Below are 16,446 nucleotides of genomic sequence, written 5' to 3'. Positions count from 1 at the left end.
CCCAACGGCCACGGGCAGGGGGCCGAGCTGGCGCTGCTGCACTTTTCCCGCCGTCCCCGCGAGGCCGACCAGATCGCCCGGCTGGTGCGCACCCGCGTCCTGCGCCCGGAGTCCACCGCCTGGCTCACCGGCCTGGAAGCCGTCCGCACCTACGCCGCCGCCCACGGGCACGCCAACATCCCCTACACCGCCACCGTCGACCTCGGCGACCACAACGTGGCCTACCCGGCCGGACAGTGGGCCGCCGAGCAGCGCCGCGCCTGGCGACGGGGCGAGCTGGCCGACTGGCGCACCGAGCTGCTCGCCGAGACCGGGTTCGTCTTCGACCCCCGCGACCAGAGCTTCACGGAGTTCCTGGACGTGTGCGCTCTCTACTTCGCCGAGCACCACACGCTCGCCGCGCCCCGAGACGCGGTTCTGGTAGGCGTGGCGGTCGGGGAGCGGCTGCACCAGGCCCGCAAGCCCGGGGGCTGGGCAAGAGGCCCGAGCGCGCAAAGAGCCGGCGCCAGCGGCTGGAGGCCGCTGGAACGCGCCCGCGGTGAGGGTGTAACGCGAACGATCGGTTGCGTGCTACCACCACGGCTGAGCCGGAGAACCGTCAGCCTCCAGCCCGAATCGCCTCAACCGTTCCGCGCCGTGGGTGTCCCCGGCCTCCTCGTGCCGCTGCGCCAGCTCCACCAGGACGCTGGTGTGTCCGGCGTTGACGGCCCGCTGGTACATCTGTTCCGCGCCGTGGGTGTCCTCGGCCTTCTCGCGTAACCGTGCCAGCTCCACCAGGACGCGGGTGTCTCCGGCGTCGACGGCCCGCTGGGCGAATCGTTCCGCGCCGTCGGTGTCCCCGGCCTTCTCGCGCAGCCCCGCCAGGAACGCCAGGGCGTCCGTGTCTCCGGCGTCGGCGGCCCGCAGGTACAGCTGTTCTGCGCTGTCGGTGTCCCCGGCCTTCTCGCGCTCCCACCCCAGCGGGATCAGGATGTCTATGTCTCCGGCGTCGACAACCCGCAACAACAGCTGTTCTGCGCCGTCGGTGTCCCCGGCCTCCTCGCGCAGCCCCGCCAGCCTCAGCAGGGCTCGGGTGTCTCCGGCGTCGGCGGCCCGTTGGGCAAGTCGTTCGGCGCCGTCGGTGTCCCCGGCCTCCTCGCGTAGCCGCGCCAGCTTCCCCAGGGCGCGGGTGTCTCCAGCGTCGACCGCCCGCTGGGCGAATCGTTCTGCGCCGTCGGTGTCCCCGGCCCCCTCGCGCAGCCCCGCCAGCCCCAGCAGGCCGCGGGTGTCTCCGGCGTCGGCGATCCGCCAGTACAGCTGTTCCGCGCCGTCGGTGTCCCCGGCCCGCTCGCGCAGCCCCGCCAGCATCACCAGGGCGTCCCTGTCTCCGGCGTCGACGGCCCGCCAGTACAGCTGTTCCGCGCCGTCGGTGTCCCCGGCCCGCTCGCGCAGCCCCGCCAGCTCCACCAGGGCGTCCCTGTCTCCGGCGTCGACGGCCCGCCAGTACAGCTGTTCCGCGCCGTCGGTGTCCCGGGCCTCCTTGCGCTGCCGCGCCAGCTCCACCAGGGCGTCCGTGTCTCCGGCGTCGGCGGCCCGTTGGGCGAGTCGTTCGGCGCCGTCGGTGTCCCCGGCCTTCGCCCATAGCCGCGCCAACCTCCCCAGGGCGCGGGTGTCTCCAGCGTCGACCGCCCGCTGGGCGAGTCGTTCCGCGCCGCCGGTGTCCCCGGCCCCCTCGCGCCGCCGCGCCAGCTCCACCAGGGCGTCCGTGTCTCCGGCGTCGGCGGCCCGTTGGGCGAGTCGTTCGGCGCCGTCGGTGTCTCCGGCCTCCTCGCGTAGCCGCGCCAGCTTCCCCAGGGCGCGGGTGTCTCCAGCGTCGACGGCCCGCTGGGCGAGTCGGTCCGCGATGCGGTAACGGCCCCGCGAACTGGCCGCGACCGCCAGGGCGTTCAGGTCAGCTGTGCTGGCTGAGTGGTCCCGGGCCGCAATCCAGAAGGAGCCAGGCGGGAAGACGTGGCAGCGGATGGTGCGGGCGTGATGGTCGAGGTAGTCGCTGAGGCCGTAGATGTCGGGGACGGCTCCCATGCCGTCCGGGTTGGCGACGGGTTCCAGGGCTGCGGCCACGCCCTTGACCTTTTCCCGCGCATAGTCGAGAGCGTGGGCGAACCAGGTGTCGGGGTCCGCGGCGGCGCGCTGTTGTTCGGTCAGGTAGCCGGGGGCAGCGGCCTTGAGGAGTGCGGCCGGCAGGGGTGAGGTGTGGCCGAGGCGTCGGGCATCCATGGCCGCGGTGATGACGGCGTGGCCGCAGGCACCGTGGGGTTCGGTGGCCTGTTCGTAGTGGTCGACCAGTTGCGGGCCTGCCGCCAGGGTCTGGGTGATCCTCCCGCCGGTGCTCGTGCTCACGGCCGTGCCCAGCGAGCGGTCGCGTTGGACGCGCGGATCCCGGAGAGAGTCGACGGTGAAGGACGCCGGGACGTCGATCAGTTTGGCCTGACTGAGCAGGGCGCGGGCGTTCGCGTGCGTGTCTGTGCCGGGCTGCGGGGTGGCGGTCAGGGCGCGGTGGTACTCGGGCCACAGCGTGCCCAGGATCACGACCGGTCCAGGCTCCTCCAGTCGGCTGTGCAATGCGGAGGCGGCCTCCTCTGCGCCGGTCCCGGTGAGGAAGTTCTGGGCTTCGTTGAGCCACAGGACGGTGTGCGGGGCGAGGGCGTCGGCGTCGAGCAGGGCGAGGAGCCTGGTGGCGTTCTTCGGGAAGACCAGCTGCCAGCCTGTCAGGCAGGCGTGGGCGGCTTCGAAGGCGGTGCGGGTCTTGCCGGTGCAGGACTCTCCACGCACGAGCACCAGCGTCGCCTGCTCGGCGGAGGCGGCCTGGGCCAGGCGGTTGCGCAACTGCCGGTCGTGGTCGCGTTCGATGTAGTCCGGGAGGACGAAGGCGCCGTCGGTATCCGGCGTGGTGGTGCCGTGAATGGCGGGATGGACGCCGAGCTGCTGCGCGGTCCACGACTCGACAGGCCGCGCACGATCGATCCGGGCAACAGTCCGTTCCTCGGAAATGTGCTGGTGGAGTTGCCCGATGTTGTACGCGGCGACCCCGCCCTGTGTGGCCTGGACCGCGGCAGGACCGGGGCTTGAGCTTGCTGTGGTGCCGGGGCCACTCAGCCCTGATGAGGCGGCCCCGGCTGCGGAGGGTTTCCCGGGGTCACGTTGCCCATGTTCCAGGCGGCTACGGACCCGCGGTCGGCACTGATGTCCACGTTCCCGCCGACGACTTGCCCGCCCTGGCTGGCTGACACTCCGCCTTGAGGGATGCACTGTTCAAGCAGGGCGTTCAGCTGCTCGGCTGCCTGGTCTCGCTCGGAGCCGTCGAGGCTTTCCAGCAGGGCCTCGATACGGGCCTGCCACGCCGCCTCCTGACGGATACGCACCCGCTCCAGCTCGGCCGGCCCGACCGACTCCAGGTCGCCTGCGGTCCGGTCGAGGCGCTCCAGTTCGTCGTTCTCGCGTTGCGGGTTTCCCCGGCCGAGCCACCGGGCCACCCGCTGGCGGAACCCTGTCCAGGCGTCGGTGCCTGCGGCCTGCACCACCGCAGTGCCTCCCGCCGCGGCCAGCGCGGCCATTGCCTCCGACAACATCCTCGCCCCTTCTACACGGAGATCGATCCGCCTGGGAGATAACCGACACCAGTGCCCCAGCACGTCACCCCATCAGATACGTGCCGCAGTTGTCCTTGGTTCCGCCAAGAGAGCGCCCTCAGCCGAAGTGCGGGGGCGGGGCACGGCGGCAGCCGGCACCAGGTCGAGGCGCTTGTCCATGTCCAGGCGGAAGGTGCCGTACGGGTTGACGTTCGACCAGAACAGCGCGGTCAGGCCGCGCCGGTCCTCGTCCGAGAGCTTCTTCGTCCAGGCCGGCTCGGCGAGGACCTGCTGCAGCAGCAGCGTGTTGACGTGGACGAGCGCGGACTGCAGCAGGTGCAGGGCGAGCATCGAGGTCTCGGCGTGTTCCCTGTCCGGGCCGGTCAGAGCGCCGTCCTTGCCGTAGTGGAACACGGTGTTCGCACTGTTCCAGTTCTCTACGACCTGCAGCCCGCTGTGGATCTCGCGGCGCAGTTCGGGGCTGGCGAGGTAGTCGCAGGCGAAGATGGTGCGAACCGCGCGGCCGAGCTCTTCCAGCGCGGCGTAGGTGGGGTGCTTGGGGCCGCCGCGGGTGAAGCGCCGCAGGACCTGCTCGGGCTCCGTGGTGCCCAGGCGCAGCGCGGTGGCGTACTTGACCATCTGGTCGTACTGCTGGGCGATCAGATCCCACTTGATCGGCCGGGTCAGGGAAGCACCGAAGGCCGGCCAGCCCGGCGGGGTGTCGTCCGGACGGTACAGGCGGATGCCGCCGATGTTCTTCAACCGGGGCAGCAGCCGGAAGTTCAGCAGCTCGGTGAAGGCGAACCCGACCACGGATGCGCCGTGGGTGTCGACGTACTGAGACTCGATCTCGGCGTCCGTGCAGTGCCGCAAAAGGCCCTCGATCATCGCCGCGACCTCGGACGAGGAGCAGGACTTGAGCTGGGAGTAGATGCAGACGTTCTTCTTCTCCACGTGCCAGTAGATCATCACGCCGTTGCCGCCGTAGCGGGCGTGGTACTCGGTCATGAAGTTGGACGACCAGGACCCGAACTTCTTCGAGTCCGACGCGCACGCCGTGCCCTGGCCCCACCAGGCCGCGTCGCGGGCGGCGAAGGTGGCGTTGACCAGCTTCGTCACCGCTGCGCGCAGGTTGTCGACGGTGATGAAGTGCCGGCGCACGTGCCGCAGCGCCGCCTCGCTCTCGCCGTGCTCGCCGGTCGCCACGATCGCCCGGATGCCCATGTTGGTGCCCAGGGCGAAGAGGGCGAGCAGCAGCCGGCGCTGCAGCGTGGGCCGGTCGATGCGCTCGTACGCGGCCACCGAGGAGAACTCGTCGGTGAAGCCGGACAGGAAGTCGGCGTTCTTCAGCACGTCCAGCAGATCCAGGACGCCCCAGCGGCGGGCGACCTCCTCTTTCAGTGCCTGAAGGCCGGTCGGTTCGGGCAGCTTCTCCAGCTTCGGCACGGTGATCCACGGATCGCCCTTGCGGGTGGTGAACTTCACCCCGCCCGCGGAGCCGTCGGCGAGCGCGGCAACCAGCCGGTCCAGCCCGCTGGTCATGCGCTGCTTGAGGTCGGCGATGAACTCCTGAGGGTCCATCGGCTGGCGGATCGCCGCGTAGTGCACGGTGCGGGCGTGCTCGAAGTCGCCGGGCAGGTCGTCCTCCGGGTTACCCCACCGCTGGCCGCCTCTCACGTAGATCTCCCGGCGCCGGATCGCGTCCCGCAGCGCCACCAGCACGCACAGCTCGTACGGGATGCGCTCAATGCGGCCGCGCTCGTCCACCACCGCCTCCCGCCAGTCCTTGCGTACGACGCCGTCCAGCGGCACCTGCTCGCCGGCGTCATAAAAGCGCGTCTTGCCGTCGACCTCGGCGTAGCGCTCCAGCAGCGCGAGCGCGTTCATCACCGGCCGGTAGGCGGTGTTGTTGCACTTGAAGCCGAGCGTGGCCAGCAGCGGCGGCAGCATCTTGCGGTAGTAGCTGCTGTAGGAGGACCGCAGCGTGGTGCGGACCTTGGCCTTGAACACCTTCTCGTTCGCCTTCGCCTCGGCGACCAGGTCGCGCAGCGACTTCTCCCCGACCACCGGGAACAGCACCCGCCGCACCGTCCCCTCCGGCTGGCCGACCGCCGCGTCCCCGAGGCGGAAGAGGATGCCTTCCTTGCCCCGGACCTTCTTCAGTTCCGCCGTCAGCTGCTTCTCCACCCGCCGCTCTGCCCGGGTATTGATCTTCTGCACCAGGGAGATCAGCAGCTCCACCAGGGCATCGGTGATCTCCGCCTGCCGAGACCAGCACAGGGCCGCGAGCAGCGTGATCTGCACGTCCTCGGCGGTCTCGCGGAAGTCCGAGGGGTACATCTTGATCGCTCGTGCCCGCCAGGCGGCCAGCATCTTCTCCGAACAGCCCGCGAACAACTCGGCTGGCAGCCCCAGCTCCCGTACGGCGGTCAGCTTGGTGATCTCCGTCAGCAGCGAGTCCAGGCCCACCGCGCCCGGGTCGCGCTTCAGCGCGGCCAGCAGCGTGGCGCCCTCGTCGTTGCCCTCCGCCACCAGCTCCAGCAGGCGGTCGGCGCAGGCCGCACCCAGGCGGCCGATGGTCCGGGCGCAGAACTCCTTCTCCCACCGTCCCCGCGCGGCGGCCAGGATCTTCTCGATCCGGCTCGGGCCCGGAGGCTCGATCTTCCGCGCCCGATACTCGACCAGCAGCGCCGCCCGCTGCCGGTCCTCCACCAGCTCGACCGGGCACACCTCGGCGGCCAGCCACGCCGTCATCTCCGACCCTCCATCTCGAAGAACTTCAGCATCAGGCAGAAGCCGAGCCGCGTCGCCCCGCTCTTGTTCGCCACCAACTTCCAGTCGCCATCCACCAGCGTCCAGCTAGCCAGCAGATCCTCCGGCGACCACTCCTGCCGCACACCCCGCCCCTTCGTTCGCTGATCACTTCATCGGACCAACGACGCGCGCACCGGCTGGGACACGATGCCCGGCGCTACAGCACGCCTACTTTGCGGCTGGTGTCTGAGATAGGAGTCCGGGGCCGTGTCTCGAGGTCCCGCACCAGACGACGCGAGCACATCAGCCACCCCAGACTCCTCTCCACCACCCACCGTCTGGGCAGCACCACGAACCCGGACATGTCGTTGGAGCGTTTCACGATCTGCAGCGTGAGCTGCAGTTTCTCCTTCGCCCAAGCGACGAGCCGGCCGCTGTAGCCGCTGTCGGCCCACAGCAGCGTGATCGCGGCGAACCGCTCGTGCAGGCGGGGCAGCATCATGTGGGCGGCCTGGCGGTCGGTAACGTTCCCGGCCGTCACCAGTACCATCAGCAGCAGGCCCAGACAGTCCGTGATGACGTGCCGGCGCCTGCCGTTGATCTTCTTGCCGCCGTCGTAGCCTCGTGAGACCGCGGGCACCGAGGCCGCCGCCTTGACCGACTGCGAGTCGATGACCATCGCCGTCGGCTGTGCCTGGCGCCCTTCGGCCTGGCGGCCTTCTCCCGCAGCCGGCCGTGGAACTCCTGGGCCAGGCCCTTCGTGCGCCACCTGCGGAAGAATGCGTAGACCCGGTCCCACGCCGGAAAGTCCGCGGGAAGCGCGCGCCATTTCACTCCGTTGTCGGTGACGTATCGCAAGGCGTCCAGCATCTGCCGGTGGCAGTAGCCCTCCGGCTGTCCGCCCCGGCCCTCCAGCCAGGCCGGGACCGGCATGGCGTCGCGCACCACCTGCCATTCCGCGTCCGTCATGTCGGTGGGATACCGCCGCACCCGGTCGGAGCGGTCAGCCGCGTTCCCGAACCGGTGAGCGAGGCAATCGCACGCCGACACACGCGAGTTGGACGCGACCGGCACCGGCACGCAAGACTGGGACAACAGGGCCTCCCTGCACTCGAGTTGGCTTCGCAACCCTCGTGCTGCACCGGAGGTCCTGCTTTCATGCGCCACTCGGCCAAGATCACCCGACCAAGAATCCCGTTCGATCAGAACCGTCCTCGTGATCGATAGGGCAACGGCTTCTGAGGCCGGACAGACCGCTGCTTCATAGCGGGCGGCAGTCTTGTCGAACCGGGAGGTAGCGATGCCACGGAAACCTTTGAGCAGGTTGAAGTACTGCTCGACGGTATTGCGGCGCGGGCAGATCTCTCGGTCGAAGCCCGGCGGGCGACCGCCGACGCTGCCACGGCGTCGACGGCGGCCTTTCTGATCGGAGCGTTCGGGGATGGTGTGGGCGATCCCACGCCGGCGCAGGTAGGCCCGGAAGCCGCGCGAGCTGTAGGCCCTGTCCGCGATCAGGTGATCAGGGCGCCAGCGTGGGCGGCCGGGTCCGATTTGCGGTACGCGGATGCGCTCCGGCAAAGGGCGCGCGCATGGGTTGTCGTTGCGCTGGCCGGGGCTGCTGAGCAGCAAAGCCAGGGGACGACCGCGGCCGTCGCAGGCCAGATGGATCTTGGCGCACTGTCCACTCTGTAGGCGGAGTGGGCCCTGACCTGGGAGAACGTCCTGTTCAGGGCCCACCCGGGCTTGGCTGGATTTCCCGCGTGTACCTGCGGTTTCCCGGGGTTTTCCGGCGCGGTTGTGCACGCGTTGTGCATGGGGAAGCCTGGCCGTCCGTACTGAGTGGCACGCCGATCCATCGTCCAACCGATAGCACTCAGGGCCGTGTATCCAGGCGGCCTGACCGCTGCCCTGTAGGCGCCCCATTCCGGGCCCGTTCGCACAGTCCCGTCCCTGGTTTCGCCAGTGGTGCAACCTGGTTTGTGTGGACAACGGACAGTACAGAACTCCATCCCACTTGGCCTCGCGGCGTTCTCTCTGCCCACCGGAGATTGTCCGGAGGTGCTTCGCGCCGTCCGGCATTACGAAGGCGTTACGTACAGTGCATGTCAGGGCTTGCTGGCGAATTCCTGACTCGGGTCCGGCAACACCCTGAATCAGGCGTTGGCAGTCGACGGTCGGGTCGGTCAGCTGTCGGGTGCCTCTGGGGTGGTCTGCTCGGCCCAGATGACTTTGCCGTCCTTGGTGTAGCGGGTTCCCCAGCGTGTGGTGAGCTGGGCGACGAGGAAGAGGCCTCGCCCGCCCTCGTCCATGGTGGCGGCGTAGCGCAGGTGCGGTGAGGTGAGGCTGCGGTCGTAGACCTCGCAGGTGAGCGTGCGGTCGCGCAGCAGCCGCACTTTGATGGGTCCGACGCCGTGGCGCATGGCGTTGGTGATCAGTTCGCTGAGGATCAGTTCCGTGGTGTCCGCGAGGCTTTCCAGCTCCCACTCCGTCAGCCGTGCGGAGACGGCGGCGCGTACTCGGGGAACGGCTGCGGGGTCCTGCTCCACGTCCCACTGTGCGACCTGTCCGGCTCCCAGCACCCGCGTACGGGCGACGAGCAGCGCGATGTCGTCGCTTTGGACTTCCGGGAGCAGGGCGTCGAGCACGGCGTCGCAGGTCTGCTCGGGGGACTGGTCCGCGCGCGCCAGGGTCTCGCCGAGCAGCCGGAGCCCGGTGTCGATGTCCTGGTCGCGGCGTTCGACGAGGCCATCGGTGAACAGGACGAGTCTGCTGCCTTCGGGCAGGTGCAGTTCGACGGATTCGAAGGGCAGTCCGCCGATGCCGAGGGGAAGACCCGAGGGCACGTCCAGGAACTCCACTGTGCCGTCGGGGTGTGCGAGGGCGGGTGTCGGGTGGCCGGCTCTGGCGATGGCACAGCTGCGGGATACGGAGTCGTAGATGGCGTACAGGCAGGTGGCGCCGGTGATGGTGGTCTCGTCGCCGGCGGCGACGGCGTCCTGGTCGGTGAGGGTGACCAACTCGTCGAGATGGCCGAGGAGTTCGTGGGGCGGCGGATCGAGGGAGGAGAAGTTGTGCACGGCGGTGCGCAGCCGTCCCATGGTGGCGGCGGCGTGCAGCCCGTGCCCGACGACGTCGCCCATCACCAGGGCGACGCGGGCGCCCGAAAGGGGGATGACATCGAACCAGTCGCCGCCGACCCCCTCCTGCGCGGGGAGATAGCGGTAGGCGACCTCTACGGCGTTCTGTTCGGGCAGTGCGCGGGGCAGCAGGCTCCGCTGCAGCGCCACGGCCATGCCGTGCTCGCGGGTGTAGCGCCGTGCGTTGTCGAGGGAGACGGCGGCGTGAGCGGCCAGCTCGGCGGCGAGGGAGAGGTCGTCCTGTTCGAAGGGCTCGGGCTTCTCCGAGCGCCAGAAGTTGACGACGCCCAGCAGCACACCGCGGGCGCGCAGCGGCGCCGTGATGAGCGAGTGGACTCCGTAGTCGATGACCAGGGAGGCGCGTGAGGGATCGAGAGTCTGCCATCCCGGGGACTGCTCCAGACGGGGCACCAGGACGGCCTGCCCTCTCGCGATGCCATAGGCCTGCGGCGATGACGGTCCGAAGGTGATCAGGTCGCCGACCGTGAAGAGGGGAGCGTCGTCGCGGATGCCGCTGGAGGCTGTGCGCCGCATCTGCGTAACGCCGTCACCGGTGCCGATGCCGCCCCCGTTCACCGCCGGTTCGTCACCGCGCAGCACGGCCTCGGGCAGGTCGACGGTGACATAGTCGGCGAAGCGCGGGACCGCGACCTGCGCCAGCTCCTCGGCCGTACGCGTCACGTCGAGGGTCGTGCCGATACTGCCTGTCGCGTCGTAGAGCAACTTCAGATGCTGGCGGAACAGTTCGACCCTCTGCGATGCCTCACCGAACATCTCCATGACTTCTTCGGTGCGGACCGGCTCCTCGTCGACCACCGTGTCGACCGCGAGCCGCGCGGACGCCGCGCCGACCGAACCGGCGAGCTGGGCTTCCACGTGATGGACCAGCTCCGGGGGCGCTACGGTTTCCGGCGACTCGGGCCTCGTTCCGGGGTAGGAGTCCAACGCCCGCAGGGCGCGCTCTCGGCCGAGGAATCGCTCCAGCAGCCTTTCCAGTTCGCCGACCGTGACACGGGCCTGCCAGCGCCGTTCTCTGACAGGCTCCGCGAGGATGTCGACGAACTGCACCGCCTGCTCCCGCTCGGCGGCATTCGGTCGGCCGGCGAGTGAGACAACGACATAGCCACCGATGTTCACCAGTGCGCTCCAGAACATCGCATGGCTGATCGGGTCCATTCCCTCCAGGCCGAACAGCTGCTGCGGCCGGAGCAGCGCAATGCCGAGCAGGCCCTCACGCAAAAACGAGGCAGGCAGCAGCCCGGACTCGGCGAAGCTCGGCAGCAGCAAGGTGTACGCCCACATGACGAACCCCGCCACAAGGCCCACCAGCACGCCCCAGCGGGTGCCGCCCTTCCAGAACAGGCCGCCGAGGATCGCGGGCGCGAACTGTGCTACAGCCGTGAACGACACCAGGCCGATCGACCTCAACGCCGGCCCCTCGCCTGCGAGCCGAAAGTACGCGTAACCGAGCAGCACGACCAGCACGATGGTCGTCCGGCGGATGCCCAGCACCAGCCCGGCGACGTCGTCCCTGTGCGCCAGCCGGGACTTGCCGCGCAGCAGCAGCGGCATCACGAGCGAGTTCGACACCATGGTGCTGAGCGCGATTGTCTCGACGATGATCATGGCGGTGCCCGCGCTGAGGCCGCCGATGAAGACGAACAGCGCGAGGGCCTGCTGGCCTTCGGCCATCGGCAGGGTCAGCACATAGGTGTCGGCGTCGACGGCCCGTCCCAGCCGCAGGAGCCCGCCGGCTGCGAGCGGAAACACGAAGAGGCTGAACGCGAGCAGGTACAGCGGGAACAGCCACATCGCCCGTTTGAGGTGCCGCTCGTCGACGTTCTCGACAACGGTGACCTGCCACTGACGGGGCAGCAGCACGATCGCCAGCATGCCTACCATCAGGAGCCAGATCCACGTGCCGTAGCTGGTTCCCTCTCGCAACGTGAACAGCTGGGTGAGGTCGGCGTCCGCTGCCCGGGTGAACAGGTCGTCGAACCCCTGGAACATCCAGAAAGTCACAAAGATCCCGACTGAGAGGAACGCCGCGAGCTTGACCACGGACTCGAACGCGATGGCGGCGACCATGCCCTCGTGGCGTTCGGCGGCGTCCAGGTGGCGGGTGCCGAAAAGGATGGTGAACGCGGCGAGCAGCAGCGCGGCGTACAACCCGGTGTCCTGAAGCAGCGGGACATGGCCCAGCTCCGAGGAAGCGGTGATCTCGGGATACCGCCGGATGATCTCAAAGGTGTTGGAGACCGCTTTGAGCTGTAGCGAGATGTAGGGAACAACCCCGACCACGGCGGTGATCGTGACCAGGCCGCCCAACGCCGCGCTCTTTCCGTAGCGGGCGGAGACGAAGTCGGCCAGCGAAGTGACCCGGTGCCGACGGCTGATCCGGATGATTCTGCGTAGCACCAGCCAGCCAAGCGCGAGCATGAGCGTCGGCCCCAGGTAGAACGCGAGGAGGCCGAATCCAGTCGTGGCAGCCCCGCCCACGTCGCCGTAGAACCCCCACGCGGTTTCCCACACCGCGAGGGACAGCGCGTAGGTCGTGCCGTTGTTGATCAGGCTCCGGCCGGCGTCTGCTCTCCGATCGGCGTAGAAGGCCACAGCGAAGAGCAGGCCGAGGTAGACCACCGAAACAACGACGATGACCCAGGTCTGGAGCACGGCACTACCGCGATCTGGCGCCGATGACGGCGACCAGGCCGATCACGATCGCCCAGACGAGATTGAGGTACGCCCAGAGAACCGGGACACCGAAGACCTGGTCCATTTGGTCGAACTGCGCCAACAACGGTGGAACAACCAGCACGAATGTCAACGCCGCCACGGCCGCCAGGCGCCCGGCCAGCCGCCCGTTGTCTCGTGACTCCGCCACGGCTGCCTCCCCAACCCAATGTCACGCCTCGCCACGCGCCCAGGTGCGTCCAGTGCCGCAACACGGCCGCCGACACCGCCATGCCCACACAAATGCTGCCTCAATACGCTATCGGAAGCCCGCAACGTCATCGAAGACCAACACGCCCACTCCTGCCTGAGGTGCCTCGCGTTTCTCGGACACGATCTGGTCTGTCGAATTATGCAGCGAGTTGCATCTCCTCGAACTCGGCGTGAACTTCGTTCGGGGGTCGGTAACCCACCGCCGAGTGGAGGCGTTTGCGATTGTACCAGAATTCTATATAGCGAATGATGTCACGACGGGCGGCCTCGCGTGTGGGGTAACTCACCCGTGAGACGCGTTCGTTCTTGAGGGCGCCGAAGAACGATTCCGCCATGGCGTTAGTGTGTCCAGAAGGTGATTGTGAGGGTCTGATGTAGAAGACGGAAACGAACAGTTGCCATGCTGTTGTGGAGATGAAGGTAGGTCCTTCGGCATCGGCGTGCAGGTGCAGGTGTCAAACCGCCATGAGCTGCTGAGGTGAATGAGTCGTGGTGGTGAGCGTCATGGAAAAGCCGTACTAAATGCGGCAGGTGGGGGCTGAGAAGGCGAACGCAAGTGAACCGCTGATGACGTGTCGTAAGGCTTAGATGGCATCGAAACCAGGGCCTTAATGCTGTCCTGGGATGAGTCAGACGGGAACCTGTTTACTGGTCTGGCGGTGTCCGGCATGAAGGTGGCGCGAGCTCAGTCTGGGCTTCACAACGGAACTGGAGAACTCCTCGCCGCGAAACCGCGATCCACGGGTTGACGTGGCTCGCGAGAGGGAGAGGCGCAAGTGGCGAAGAGCCATGAGGGCCGGAGTACCGGTCGCGCGTCGGGAGGGCGGAACGTCCCGTAGTAGTGATGAAACCTCCGTAATAGAGGCGGAGCGAAGGGGACGTGTTGTTGAGTGTCGATCGACGATCAACCAGCGATGGGAGGAATCGGATGGTCGAGACAAGATCAGCGGGCAAGCCGTTTGATATTCCGAAACGGCTGGTCTGGAACGCATAAGGTCAAAGCCAACAGGGGAGCGGCTGGGGTGGACAGGCAGTCGTTAGCGGAGTTTGAGCAGGACGAGAAGAACAACCTGTACAAGCTGTGGAACCGGCTGTCCTCGGGAAGTTACTTCCCTCCGCCCGTGAGAGCGGTTGATATTCCCAAAGCCGGCGGTGGGACTCGGAGCCTTGGGGTTCCGACCGTGGCAGACAGGATCGCCCAGACGGTAGTGGCCATGACGTTGGAGCCTGGTGTGGAGCAGATCTTCCATCAGGATTCGTATGGCTATCGCCCGAGACGGTCCGCGCTGGATGCGGTGGAGATGTGCAAGCAGCGGTGCTGGAGGCACCCTTGGGTGATCGACCTTGACATCCAGGGCTTCTTCGACAACGTTCCGCACGGCCCCATCATCGCGGCAGTGGAAAGGCATACCAATCTCCCGTGGGTTCTGTTGTATGTGAAGCGATGGCTCGTCGCTCCCGTGCAACAGCCCGACGGAGCGCTTGTCAGGCGGGAAAAGGGGACTCCCCAAGGGTCCTCTATTTCGCCGTTGTTGTCGAATCTGTTCATGCACTACGCCTTCGACGCGTGGCTGGCCCGGGAATATCCGGCGATCAGGTTCGAGCGGTATTGATCCGAAACGGTAGGTGTTCTGGGTCGTTGATCCCTGCGTGAGTGAACTGGTGGGGATGCACGGCAGTTGTCGCCGTCGGCGCAGGAGGCCCTACGGCTGCGGGCGGTGGCCGCCTTGGTGGAGGGCCGGACTCGCGAGGAGGTCGCGGCGGTGTTCCATGTCTCGCTCAAGGCGGTGGACAAGTGGTGGGCGAGGTGGCTGGCCGGCGGGCGGCAGGCGCTCGTGGCCCAGCCGCGCGGGCGCCGGATCGGCGAACACCAGGTTCTCGATGCGGTCGAGCAGCAGGCGATCCGACAGGCCGTACTGGATCACCGTCCCTGTGACCTGGGCCTGGCTGGGCAGCTGTGGACGCGGGCCGGGGTGGGGGACCTGATCGCGAAGCTGTACCGGGTGCGGCTGACCGAGCAGGGCGTGGGCAAGTACCTGCGCCGCTGGGGTCTGTCGTTCCAGCGTCCGGACAAGCGGGCCGTAGAACAGGATGCGGGAGGGGTCCGCCTCTGGCGGGAGGAGACCTGGCCGGCGATCCGGGCCAGGGCGAAGGCCGAGGGCGGTGAGGTGCTCTTCGCCGACCAGGTCGGCGTCCGCTCCGACCAGGTCACCGGCCGCACCTGGGGTGCCAAGGGATGCACCCCGGTTGTCCGCCGCACGGGCAACCGTTTCTCGGCCAACGCGATGTCCGCGATCAGCACCAAGGGCCGGATGCACTTCATGGTGTTCACTGGGACCTTCGACGCCGACGTGATGTGCCGCTTCCTGGACCGGCTCGCGGGCCACTTCGACCGGAAGGTGCACCTCGTCGTGGACGGCCACTCCGCGCACCGCTCCCGCAAGGTCCGCGCCTGGCTCGCCGACCACCCGGACCGGATCGAACTGCACTTCCTGCCGTCGTACTCGCCGCAGCTGAACCCCGACGAACTGGTCAACGACCTCAAACGGAGCCTTCCCATGCACAGCCGGGCCCGTGACCAGGCCCAGCTCGCCGCCGAGACCCGCAGGTTCTTCCACCGCCGCCAGCGCCAGCCGCACATCGTCCGCGGCTACTTCGGCGGCCCGCACGTCCGCTACATCCTCGAAGAGAACCCTTTGAGTTTCTGATCAATACTTCCCTCGATTCCTTACAGGACAACCCTATTGGGTCCCTGTCCGGGATCTTCGGGGCCCCTCACCCAGTCGCCGAGCCTTGAGGGGCGTCCCCGGGTTCCATGACGAGAAATCAACGGTCTTGAAGTGCTGCGGGTTTACAGGAAGGCAGCCGATTCTGCCTGGTTGTCCATCACGTCTCCGATGTGTGGGGTCGTTTGGTGGTACTCCTGGCGTGGGCCGGTCTGGTTGGCCCCGGCGAAGAGTTCGACCCAGCAGTTCACGGGGACGACCGAGCTGATGCCATTGTTCCTCTGACTGGAGAGACCCAGCGTGTGGTCCCGGCCGTTTCCAATCTTGCAGGTGCTGCCGCCTGTGATCACCCAGGCGTTGCCGCCGTAGTTCCGGCCCTGGTAAAGGATGCCGAGCCGTACTTCCTGCCGCCCTGTGGTGGTGGGCTCGCGGAGCCTGTCGATGAGTCGTCGGTCGCGTGCGGCCTTCCGGGCGGATACAGGCGCGTTGGTGATCCTTCCGTGCGTGGAGGCGGCGATGGCTTCGCGGAAGGTCGAAAAACACCGCCTGCGCTCCGTACCGACGTTGACCAGGCAGGTTGTGGGCGTGGACTCCGTGGTGGCTCGCGCGGGGCCGGAGGGTGCGCGGGCGGCTCCCGGGGCCATAGCGGATAACGCCAAGGCCACCGCTGCAATGACCAACCTCGCAGCTCGCCCCGCACCACGGCGAGCTGAGGGCACCGACCCCGGCCCGTTCGCCGCACTCGCCCCGGGGGTGGGAGGCAGCGGGGCGGGACGGGAGGCAGGCCCCGCTTGCGGATCTCGGGTGGCGGGCGCTGTCGGCACGGCTGGGGTTCGGTGTGCGTAGGCCCGTGCCCACCGGCGGTGCACCTCGGCCAGTTCGGCGGGGGTGGCCTTGCACAGGCGGGCGAAACGCTCGATGGGGGCGTAGTCGGCGGGCACGGTGGTGCCACGGCAGTACCGGTGGAGCGTGGAGGGGCTCACCCCCAGCCGCTTGGCAAGCGCGCTGTAGCTGAAGGGAGTGCGGTCCTTCAACTCCTGGAGCAGTGCCGCCAAACTGCCCACTTCGGTATCCGTCATGACCGCTCCCCACTCAGCCGTACCGCGTCCCAGAGGATATTCCACCGGCCCACATTCCTGCAGGACAGCCAGGGTGGAACGTTCTGACATCCCATCCGCCCCCAGACCTGTGGCGATGTGGGGGCCGCTCTGGCCAAGGTGAGGTGACCACCACAGCAAGACCTCGCCCCCATCCCCCGCGCCGCGGGCCCACTGG

General features: G+C 68.3%; 11 protein-coding genes and 3 pseudogenes. 4 read left to right on the top strand and 10 right to left on the bottom strand.

Annotated features, from left to right (window positions below; genetic code table 11):
- Nucleotides 1-84 precede the first annotated feature (84 nt).
- Nucleotides 85-759, top strand: coding sequence for a helicase associated domain-containing protein (locus tag ACTWP9_RS33090; protein WP_443250021.1), 675 nt, complete (start codon nt 85-87; stop codon nt 757-759).
- Nucleotides 760-798: 39 nt separating this feature from the next.
- On the opposite strand, the pseudogene ACTWP9_RS33085 reads toward ACTWP9_RS33090, so the two are convergent.
- Nucleotides 799-1,347, bottom strand: a pseudogene (locus ACTWP9_RS33085) (tetratricopeptide repeat protein); the annotation flags it as partial.
- Between the two features lie 1,527 nt (nt 1,348-2,874).
- On the opposite strand from ACTWP9_RS33085, the gene ACTWP9_RS33080 reads away from it, so the two are divergent.
- Nucleotides 2,875-3,108, top strand: coding sequence for a hypothetical protein (locus ACTWP9_RS33080; RefSeq protein ID WP_443250020.1), 234 nt, complete (start codon nt 2,875-2,877; stop codon nt 3,106-3,108).
- Between the two features lie 23 nt (nt 3,109-3,131).
- On the opposite strand, the gene ACTWP9_RS33075 is transcribed toward ACTWP9_RS33080, so the two are convergent.
- The 8 genes and pseudogenes from ACTWP9_RS33075 to ACTWP9_RS33040 all read right to left on the bottom strand — a co-directional run bounded on the left by ACTWP9_RS33075 (nt 3,132) and on the right by ACTWP9_RS33040 (nt 12,819).
- Nucleotides 3,132-3,608, bottom strand: a complete 477-nt coding sequence (locus ACTWP9_RS33075) for a hypothetical protein (protein WP_443250019.1) — start codon at nt 3,606-3,608, stop codon at nt 3,132-3,134.
- 72 nt (nt 3,609-3,680) lie between these two features.
- Complete coding sequence (locus tag ACTWP9_RS33070) at nt 3,681-6,362, bottom strand: Tn3 family transposase (RefSeq protein WP_443250018.1); 2,682 nt, start codon at nt 6,360-6,362, stop codon at nt 3,681-3,683.
- On the bottom strand, nt 6,359-6,505 hold the full coding sequence (locus ACTWP9_RS33065; protein ID WP_443250017.1) for a hypothetical protein: 147 nt from the start codon (nt 6,503-6,505) through the stop codon (nt 6,359-6,361). The genes ACTWP9_RS33070 and ACTWP9_RS33065 overlap by 4 nt, the downstream gene beginning before the upstream one ends.
- A 74-nt stretch (nt 6,506-6,579) precedes the next feature.
- On the bottom strand, nt 6,580-7,041 hold the full coding sequence (locus ACTWP9_RS33060; RefSeq protein ID WP_443250016.1) for a transposase: 462 nt from the start codon (nt 7,039-7,041) through the stop codon (nt 6,580-6,582).
- Nucleotides 7,042-7,157: 116 nt separating this feature from the next.
- Nucleotides 7,158-8,285, bottom strand: a pseudogene (locus ACTWP9_RS33055) (transposase); the annotation flags it as partial.
- Between the two features lie 260 nt (nt 8,286-8,545).
- Nucleotides 8,546-10,258, bottom strand: a pseudogene (locus ACTWP9_RS33050) (ATP-binding SpoIIE family protein phosphatase); the annotation flags it as partial.
- 1,918 nt (nt 10,259-12,176) lie between these two features.
- Nucleotides 12,177-12,383: a hypothetical protein gene (locus ACTWP9_RS33045; protein ID WP_443250015.1), complete on the bottom strand. Its 207-nt coding sequence runs from the start codon at nt 12,381-12,383 to the stop codon at nt 12,177-12,179.
- 199 nt (nt 12,384-12,582) lie between these two features.
- Entirely contained in the window at nt 12,583-12,819 is a 237-nt protein-coding gene (locus ACTWP9_RS33040) for an integrase core domain-containing protein (protein WP_443250060.1), read from the bottom strand.
- A gap of 516 nt (nt 12,820-13,335) precedes the next feature.
- On the opposite strand from ACTWP9_RS33040, the gene ACTWP9_RS33035 reads away from it, so the two are divergent.
- Together ACTWP9_RS33035 and ACTWP9_RS33030 are read left to right on the top strand one after the other, a co-directional pair.
- Nucleotides 13,336-14,058 (top strand): reverse transcriptase domain-containing protein, encoded by a 723-nt coding sequence (locus ACTWP9_RS33035; RefSeq protein WP_443250014.1) that lies wholly within the window; start codon nt 13,336-13,338, stop codon nt 14,056-14,058.
- Between the two features lie 66 nt (nt 14,059-14,124).
- A complete protein-coding gene (locus tag ACTWP9_RS33030) occupies nt 14,125-15,153 on the top strand; it encodes an IS630 family transposase (RefSeq protein ID WP_443250013.1) in 1,029 nt (342 codons plus the stop codon).
- 143 nt (nt 15,154-15,296) lie between these two features.
- On the opposite strand, the gene ACTWP9_RS33025 is transcribed toward ACTWP9_RS33030, so the two are convergent.
- A complete protein-coding gene (locus tag ACTWP9_RS33025) occupies nt 15,297-16,250 on the bottom strand; it encodes a helix-turn-helix domain-containing protein (protein ID WP_443250012.1) in 954 nt (317 codons plus the stop codon).
- Between the last annotated feature and the right edge of the window lie 196 nt (nt 16,251-16,446).

This window comes from Streptomyces sp. 3N207 (assembly GCF_052246355.1).
GTDB lineage: Bacteria > Actinomycetota > Actinomycetes > Streptomycetales > Streptomycetaceae > Streptomyces.
Note: the sequence above shows the minus strand (reverse complement) of the source record. Positions and strands in the feature narration are given on the sequence as shown.